This is a genomic window from Streptococcus suis, assembly GCF_002964045.1.
GTDB classification, from domain to species: domain Bacteria; phylum Bacillota; class Bacilli; order Lactobacillales; family Streptococcaceae; genus Streptococcus; species Streptococcus suis_U.
In genome coordinates this window covers 1-292 of the sequence record NZ_POPB01000125.1, presented here as the reverse complement: position 1 = coordinate 292, position 292 = coordinate 1, and the positions used below count along the sequence as shown (strand labels likewise).

The following is a 292-nucleotide window of genomic DNA, read 5'->3' as shown; positions in this document are numbered from 1 at the left end:
ATAGTAAGTAAGAATAGTATGTGATTTTCTTTTTAGAAAGTCATCGCCCCATCTGTATATATAAGGAGGGATTTTATGTCAGAAGAAAAATTTGACGCAAAACTAGAACAGCTATCTGGCTCTGCAAAAGAGGTAATTGGTAAGCTGACCGGCGACAAGGAAATCGAAGTTGAAGGACTTGTTGAGAAAGGAATTGGCAAAGCAAAAGAGCTAGTCGAAGATGCAAAAGATGGGCTTGAAGGTGCCATTAACGGCATCAAAAATGCTTTCGACAAAGAAGAGAAATAAATAA

1 protein-coding gene is annotated in these 292 nt (G+C 37.7%); it reads left to right on the top strand.

The annotated features are described in order from the left end of the window. Window positions 1-75 precede the first annotated feature (75 nt). Window positions 76-288, top strand: coding sequence for a CsbD family protein (locus C1E99_RS00540; RefSeq protein WP_002942806.1), 213 nt, complete (start codon window positions 76-78; stop codon window positions 286-288). Window positions 289-292 lie beyond the last annotated feature (4 nt).

Excerpts from the sequence above, each read along its gene's own strand:
- C1E99_RS00540 (WP_002942806.1), top strand. The coding sequence starts at position 76 with ATGTCAGAAGAAAAATTTGACGCAAAACTAGAACAGCTATCTGGCTCT.